This window comes from Streptomyces sp. NPDC012827 (assembly GCF_042900905.1).
Lineage (GTDB): Bacteria > Actinomycetota > Actinomycetes > Streptomycetales > Streptomycetaceae > Streptomyces > Streptomyces gulbargensis.
In genome coordinates, this window is sequence record NZ_JBIBBY010000005.1 from 515,493 (window position 1) to 522,029 (window position 6,537).

A 6,537-nucleotide genomic window follows, 5' to 3' on the forward strand; every position below is an offset into this window, starting at 1 on the left:
CGTAGGTTTTCCCCTGGACGCCGCGCCCACCGGCGCATGGCGACGACACGACTCGACCGCAAGGGGAGACAACGCGCTCATGAGCGATGTACTGGAGCTGGTGGACGTATCCGTGGTCCGCGACGGACGGGCTCTGGTGGACGAGGTCTCCTGGTCGGTCAAGGAGGGTGAGCGCTGGGTGATCCTCGGCCCCAACGGGGCCGGCAAGACCACCCTCCTCAACATCGCCTCCAGCTACCTCTTCCCCACCAAGGGCACCGCGACCGTCCTCGGCGAGAAGCTCGGCGGCGTCGGTACCGACGTCTTCGAGCTCCGTCCCCGCATCGGCATGGCCGGCATCGCCATGGCGGAGAAGCTGCCCAAGCGCCAGACCGTCCTGCAGACCGTCCTCACCGCCGCGTACGGCATGACCGCCACCTGGCACGAGGACTACGACCCGGTCGACGAGCAGCGCGCCAAGGCCTTCCTCGACCGCCTCGGCATGAACGACTACCTGGACCGCAAGTTCGGCACCCTCTCCGAGGGCGAGCGCAAGCGCACCCTGATCGCCCGCGCCATGATGACCGACCCCGAGCTCCTCCTCCTCGACGAGCCCGCCGCCGGCCTGGACCTCGGCGGCCGCGAGGACCTCGTCCGCCGCCTCGGCCGCCTCGCCCGCGACCCGTACGCCCCCTCCATGGTCATGGTCACCCACCACGTGGAGGAGATCGCCCCCGGCTTCACCCACGTCCTGATGATCCGTCAGGGCAAGGTGCTCGCCGCCGGCCCCATGGAGACCGAGCTCACCTCCCGCAACCTCTCCCTCTGCTTCGGCCTTCCGCTCCTCGTCGAGCGCGTCGGCGAGCGGTGGACCGCGCACGGCCTGCCCCTGAAGTGACCCGCCCGCGCCGGCGTCCCGCACAGCCGCCCGCGCCCTGTCCGGAAGGCCCCGCCCGCCCCTACCATGACCCTGTGGACATCGACGCATGGGTCTGGTGGCTGATCGGCGCGGTGGGGCTCGGCATCCCCCTGGTCCTGACGGCCATGCCCGAATTCGGCATGTTCGCCGTCGGGGCGGTCGCGGGAGCCGTGACCGCCGCCCTCGGCTTCGGCATCGTCGCCCAGGTGGTCGTCTTCGTCGTGGTCTCGGTGGCGCTCCTCGCGGTGGTCCGCCCCATCGCCGCCCGCCACCGCGACGGCGGAGCCCGACTCTCCAGCGGCGTCGACGCCCTGAGAGGCCGTCAGGCGGTCGTCCTGGAACGGGTCGACGGCGACGGAGGCCGCATCAAGCTCGCCGGCGAGGTCTGGTCGGCCCGCGCGCTCGACACCGGGCAGAGCTTCGAACCCGGTGACCGGGTCGACGTCGTGGAGATCGACGGGGCCACCGCCGTCGTCATGTGACCGAACCTCGCCCATGACGCTCCGCCATCTGGGAAACTCGATCATCGAAAGCAACCCGGCAGACAACCGGCAGCGAAGGGCACGGGGAACACGATGTCAGCAGTCATCATCGTCCTGATCATTCTGGTGGTGCTCGTCTTCATCGCCCTGATCAAGACGATCCAGGTCATCCCGCAGGCCAGCGCGGCCATCGTGGAGCGGTTCGGCCGCTACACCCGCACGCTCAACGCCGGACTCAACATCGTCGTCCCGTTCATCGACACGATCCGCAACCGGATCGACCTCCGCGAACAGGTCGTCCCCTTCCCGCCCCAGCCGGTGATCACCCAGGACAACCTGGTCGTCAACATCGACACCGTCATCTACTACCAGGTGACCGACGCCCGCGCCGCGACCTACGAGGTCGCCAGCTACATCCAGGCGATCGAGCAGCTCACCGTCACCACCCTCCGCAACATCATCGGCGGCATGGACCTGGAGCGGACCCTCACCTCCCGCGAGGAGATCAACGCGGCCCTGCGCGGCGTCCTCGACGAGGCCACCGGCAAGTGGGGCATCCGCGTCAACCGCGTCGAGCTCAAGGCCATCGAGCCCCCGACCTCCATCCAGGACTCGATGGAGAAGCAGATGCGCGCCGAGCGCGACAAGCGCGCCGCCATCCTCACCGCCGAGGGCACCCGGCAGTCCGCCATCCTCACCGCCGAGGGCGAGAAGCAGTCCCAGATCCTCCGCGCCGAGGGCGAGGCCAAGGCCGCCGCCCTGCGCGCCGAGGGCGAGGCGCAGGCGGTCCGCACCGTCTTCGAGGCCATCCACGCGGGCGACCCCGACCAGAAGCTGCTCTCCTACCAGTACCTCCAGATGCTTCCGAAGATCGCCGAGGGCGACGCCAACAAGCTCTGGATCGTGCCCAGCGAGATCGGCGACGCGCTCAAGGGCCTCTCCGGCGCCTTCGGCAACCTCGGGCCCGGCGCCCCCGGCTTCAACACCAAGGACAGCGGGACCGCAAGGCGAGAAGAACCCACCGTTGACTGACACGTACACGTAACTCCGTGCATGATCAGTGCGAGCCCCTCGACCCTGCCGCACGCAGGGCGGGGAGGCGAGCCACTGACCATGTAAGGAGATGGCGTTGTCCATCTGGGAAGCGCTGGCGGTCCTCGCCGCCGGCATCGGCGCGGGAACCATCAACACGATCGTCGGATCGGGAACGCTGATCACGTTCCCCGTTCTCCTCGCCACCGGACTGCCCCCGATCACCGCCAACGTGTCCAACACCCTCGGGCTCGTCCCCGGCGCCGTCAGCGGAGCCATCGGCTACCGCCGCGAACTCGAGGGCCAGACCGGCCGTGTCCTGCGCCTCGGCACCGCCGCCCTCCTCGGCGGCCTCCTCGGCGCCGTCCTGCTCCTGGCCCTGCCGTCCGACGCCTTCGACGCGATCGTGCCCGTCCTCATCGGCCTCGCACTCGTCCTCGTCCTCCTCCAGCCCCGCATCGCCGCGGCCGTGAAGCGCCGCCGCGAACAGACCGGCAGCCGGGCCCACCCCCACGGCGGCCCCGTCCTCCTCGGCGGCCTGTTCCTCGCGAGCACCTACGGCGGCTACTTCGGCGCCGCCCAGGGAGTGCTCTACCTCTCCCTCATGGGCCTGCTGCTCCACGACGACCTGCAGCGGATCAACGCCGTCAAGAACATCCTCGGCGCCCTCGTCAACGGCGTCGCCGCCGTCTTCTTCCTCTTCGTCGCCGACTTCGACTGGACGGCCGTCCTCCTCATCGCCGTCGGCTCCACCATCGGCGGCCAGATCGGCGCCAAGGTCGGACGCCGCCTGCCGCCCACCGTCCTGCGCGGGGTGATCATCGCCGTCGGCGTCGTCGCCATCCTCCAGCTCACCCTCAAGTAGCCCGAAGGGCCCGTCCCCCCCGGAGGGGAGACGGGCCCTTCGGCGTACGTCACCGGCCGCGGGCGCGGGATCCCACCGGGCCCTCGCGCCTCACGCGGCACACCTGTCCGACCGTCCGGCCTGCCGCACGGGTCTCACGCGGCGGAGTTCGCCAGCCACTCCGGCAGCTCCGACCGCTCACCCGCCCGCATCGCCAGCAGCATCGCGTCCGCCGGCGTCGGCACGAACGGCTGGTGCAGCAGCGGCATCCCCGCCTGCTCGGGCGTGCGGTCCGCCTTGCGGTGGTTGTCCTCCGCGCAGGACGCCACCGTGTTCAGCCAGCTGTCCCCGCCGCCCTGCGCCCGGGGCACCACGTGATCGACCGTGGTCGCTCGCTTCCCGCAGTACGCGCACCGGTGCTGGTCCCTGACCAGCACCCCCCGCCTCGACCACGGGGCCTGTCTTCGGAACGGCACCCGTACGTACCGGCAGAGCCTGATCACCCGGGGCACCGGCAGATCGACGGCGGCACCGCGGACCCGCAGCTCGGGATGGGCCTGCTCGACGACGGCCTTGTCCTGCAGGACGAGCACCACCGCACGGTTGAGTGTGACCGTCGACAGCGGCTCGAAGCTCGCGTTGAGTACCAGCGTGTCCCGCATGTTGCCCACCTCCCGTATGCCGGCCCCCCACCCCCCGGCGGGGCTTCGGGCTTGGATCAACGATGGCCGGGCCGGCCGGGTCGGACAACGGAATTTCCCACGCAACAAAAGATGCCCGCTTCTGATCTCTCCAAGACCAGAAGCGGGCAAACAACAAACGAACGATCAGTCCTCGGCCGGAGCGGCGTATTCCCCGATCAACTGCGCACGGCCCAGGGTGTGGAACCGCAGGTTGAAACCGACCGCGGCCGGCGACGCGTCCGCGTCCGGCCCGAGCTTCTCGGTGTCCACCGCGTACACGGTGAAGACGTACCGGTGCGCCGGGTCCCCGGCCGGGGGAGCGGCACCCCCGAATTCCTTCGCCCCGTAATCGTTCCGCGCGTGCACGGCACCCGCCGGCAGCCCCGCGAACGCCCCCGAACCGGCACCGGCCGGAAGCTCCGTGACCGACGCCGGGATGTCGAACAGCACCCAGTGCCAGAACCCGCTGCCCGTGGGGGCGTCGGGGTCGAAGCAGGTCACGGCGAAGCTCTTGGTCTCCGCCGGGAACCCCTCCCAGCTCAGGTGCGGAGAGACGTTCCCCTCCGCGTACACCTGGGCGTCCTTCAGCACGCCACCCGGCGCGACGTCCTCGCTCACCACCGTGAACTCCGGCACCGGCGGATGGAAGTCGTGCGGCAGGGGCGCCCTCTTGCCCTCGGACATGTCGAAACCCTTCGAATCGCCCGTCGTACTGACGAACCGAGCCTAGAGCCAGTTGCGGCGACCGCCGACCTCGGCGAGCCACTGGTTGAGGTACGCCGCCCAGTCGGTGGTGTGGAAGTCGTTCAGGCCGACCTTGAAGGCCCGGAAGGAGTCGCTGCCCTCACCGAACAGACCCGGCTTCTTGTCCATCTCCAGGACGACGTCCATCTCGCGCTCGTCGGCGACGAAGCTGACCTCGACCTGGTTCAGACCCCGGTACTGCTGCGGCGCGAAGAACTCGATCTCCTGGTAGAACGGCAGCTTCTGCCGCGTCCCGCGGATGTGACCGCGCTCCATGTCGGCGCTCTTGAAGCGGAAGCCCAGCTGGACGAAGGCGTCGAGGATCGCCTGCTGCGCGGGAAGGGGGTGCACGTTGATCGGGTCCAGGTCACCGGAGTCCACGGCCCGGGCGATCTCCAGCTCGGTGGTCACCCCGATGTTCATGCCCGGCAGTCGCTGACCGGCCACCGACGTCACCGGGGTCTCCCACGGGATCTCCAGACCGAACGGCACCACGTGCACCGCCCCGGCCTTCACCTCGAAGGCACCGCCCAGCCGCACCTTGACGAACTCGAGGTCCTGCTTGTGCTCCTGGTCGCCGCCCTCGACCTCGACACGCGCCTGCAGTCCGACGGACAGCCCCTCGATCTGCTGGTCGACGCTGCCGCCCTGGATCCGCACCTCGCCCTGGACCACACCACCGGGAACCACGTTCTCCTCGGTGAGCACCGTCTCCACGGTCGCCCCACCGGCACCCAGGCTCGCCAGCAGCTTCTTGAACCCCATGTTCCACTCCTTCTCTGTCCTGACCCCTACATACGCGTCAGGACCGTAGCCGGTTCCCCCGCGGTCCCCGTTACCCTCGGACGCCATGACCGAGAGCCCCGACCGTACGCCGATTCCCCGCGCCTTCTTCGACCGCCCTGTCCTGGACGTCGCCCGCGACCTCCTGGGCCGCACGCTCGTGCGCACCTCGGAGGAGGGCCGGATCGAGCTCCGGCTGACGGAGGCGGAGGCGTACGCCGGCGCGATCGACCCCGGCTCGCACGCCTTCCGCGGCCGCACCGCCCGGAACGCCGTCATGTTCGGCCCGCCCGGACACGCGTACGTCTACTTCACGTACGGGATGTGGCACTGCCTCAACGTGGTGTGCGGGCCCGAGGGCGAGGCGAGCGGGGTGCTGCTGCGCGCGGGCGAGATCATCACGGGCGCCGACCATGCCCGCGCCCGCCGCCGCTCGGCCCGCACGGACACCGAACTGGCCAAGGGCCCCGCCCGCCTGGCCACGGCCCTGGACGTCGCCCTCTCCCTGAACGGCATCGACGTCTGCGCCGGCCCGGACGCCCCGCTCTCCCTTCTCCACGGCACCCCGCCCCCGCCGTCCCGTGTCCGCCAGGGGCCCCGTACCGGAGTGGGCGGTGACGGCGCCCCGCACCCGTGGCGCTTCTGGATCGCGGACGACCCGACGGTCAGCCCCTACCGCGCCCACCAGCCCCGCAAGCGGAGACTTGACTCCGGCCGGGCGAACGCCTAACGTATTCCGAGCCGCAGGAACCGGCCTGCTTGTTCAAGCACTCCGGAGCGGCCACCCACTACCTCAGAAGATCACCCCGGACGGGGCGTATTTCGGCATTCCGGAATTCGTTTCGAACGACTCGATTATGAGTCACCGAGGGAATCGGCTAAAGTAGTGAACACGCCGAAAGGCAAAGGCCGCCAACAGGCCACCGGATACAGAATCCGAACCGGAAACGGAACGGAAAAAGGATCTGGTAAGGTTGGAAACGAAGGAAGCGCCCGGAGGGCCTGGAAACAGGAACGAAGGAAGCGTCCGCACCTTGAGAACTCAACAGCGTGCCAAAAATCAACGCCAGA

Annotated in this window: 8 protein-coding genes; 5 read left to right on the forward strand and 3 right to left on the reverse strand. The window is 69.7% G+C overall.

The genetic code is table 11. The features are described from left to right. The first annotated feature begins 79 nt into the window (after window positions 1-79). The 4 genes from ACFY60_RS14670 to ACFY60_RS14685 all read left to right on the forward strand — a co-directional run bounded on the left by ACFY60_RS14670 (window position 80) and on the right by ACFY60_RS14685 (window position 3,277). Entirely contained in the window at window positions 80-877 is a 798-nt protein-coding gene (locus ACFY60_RS14670) for an ABC transporter ATP-binding protein (RefSeq protein WP_309052699.1), read from the forward strand. A 74-nt stretch (window positions 878-951) separates the two neighbouring features. Further along, window positions 952-1,380 carry an NfeD family protein gene (locus tag ACFY60_RS14675; RefSeq protein WP_388611705.1) on the forward strand — a complete coding sequence of 143 codons (429 nt, stop codon included), beginning with the start codon at window positions 952-954 and terminating at the stop codon, window positions 1,378-1,380. A gap of 93 nt (window positions 1,381-1,473) precedes the next feature. Next, window positions 1,474-2,412 carry an SPFH domain-containing protein gene (locus ACFY60_RS14680; protein WP_388611707.1) on the forward strand — a complete coding sequence of 313 codons (939 nt, stop codon included), beginning with the start codon at window positions 1,474-1,476 and terminating at the stop codon, window positions 2,410-2,412. Between the two features lie 91 nt (window positions 2,413-2,503). Continuing rightward, window positions 2,504-3,277: a sulfite exporter TauE/SafE family protein gene (locus ACFY60_RS14685; protein ID WP_388611709.1), complete on the forward strand. Its 774-nt coding sequence runs from the start codon at window positions 2,504-2,506 to the stop codon at window positions 3,275-3,277. Between the two features lie 134 nt (window positions 3,278-3,411). Here ACFY60_RS14685 and ACFY60_RS14690 read toward each other — a convergent pair whose 3' ends face one another. The 3 genes from ACFY60_RS14690 to ACFY60_RS14700 all read right to left on the reverse strand — a co-directional run bounded on the left by ACFY60_RS14690 (window position 3,412) and on the right by ACFY60_RS14700 (window position 5,448). Continuing rightward, window positions 3,412-3,918, reverse strand: coding sequence for an HNH endonuclease (locus tag ACFY60_RS14690; RefSeq protein WP_309052695.1), 507 nt, complete (start codon window positions 3,916-3,918; stop codon window positions 3,412-3,414). Window positions 3,919-4,083: 165 nt separating this feature from the next. Next, window positions 4,084-4,623, reverse strand: a complete 540-nt coding sequence (locus tag ACFY60_RS14695) for a YbhB/YbcL family Raf kinase inhibitor-like protein (protein WP_388611711.1) — start codon at window positions 4,621-4,623, stop codon at window positions 4,084-4,086. A 42-nt stretch (window positions 4,624-4,665) separates the two neighbouring features. Continuing rightward, on the reverse strand, window positions 4,666-5,448 hold the full coding sequence (locus tag ACFY60_RS14700) for a sporulation protein (RefSeq protein ID WP_345280607.1): 783 nt from the start codon (window positions 5,446-5,448) through the stop codon (window positions 4,666-4,668). An 85-nt stretch (window positions 5,449-5,533) separates the two neighbouring features. Here ACFY60_RS14700 and ACFY60_RS14705 point away from each other — a divergent pair, with 85 nt between their 5' ends. Further along, window positions 5,534-6,196: a DNA-3-methyladenine glycosylase gene (locus ACFY60_RS14705; RefSeq protein ID WP_388611713.1), complete on the forward strand. Its 663-nt coding sequence runs from the start codon at window positions 5,534-5,536 to the stop codon at window positions 6,194-6,196. The last annotated feature ends 341 nt before the right edge of the window (window positions 6,197-6,537 follow it).

What these genes read in the sequence shown, in the direction of transcription:
- ACFY60_RS14685 (WP_388611709.1), top strand. Translation starts at nt 2,504, where the DNA reads ATGGCGTTGTCCATCTGGGAAGCGCTGGCGGTCCTCGCCGCCGGCATC.
- ACFY60_RS14670 (WP_309052699.1), top strand. Translation starts at nt 80, where the DNA reads ATGAGCGATGTACTGGAGCTGGTGGACGTATCCGTGGTCCGCGACGGA.
- ACFY60_RS14705 (WP_388611713.1), top strand. Translation starts at nt 5,534, where the DNA reads ATGACCGAGAGCCCCGACCGTACGCCGATTCCCCGCGCCTTCTTCGAC.
- ACFY60_RS14680 (WP_388611707.1), top strand. Translation starts at nt 1,474, where the DNA reads ATGTCAGCAGTCATCATCGTCCTGATCATTCTGGTGGTGCTCGTCTTC.
- ACFY60_RS14695 (WP_388611711.1), bottom strand. Translation starts at nt 4,623, where the DNA reads ATGTCCGAGGGCAAGAGGGCGCCCCTGCCGCACGACTTCCATCCGCCG.
- ACFY60_RS14690 (WP_309052695.1), bottom strand. Translation starts at nt 3,918, where the DNA reads ATGCGGGACACGCTGGTACTCAACGCGAGCTTCGAGCCGCTGTCGACG.
- ACFY60_RS14700 (WP_345280607.1), bottom strand. Translation starts at nt 5,448, where the DNA reads ATGGGGTTCAAGAAGCTGCTGGCGAGCCTGGGTGCCGGTGGGGCGACC.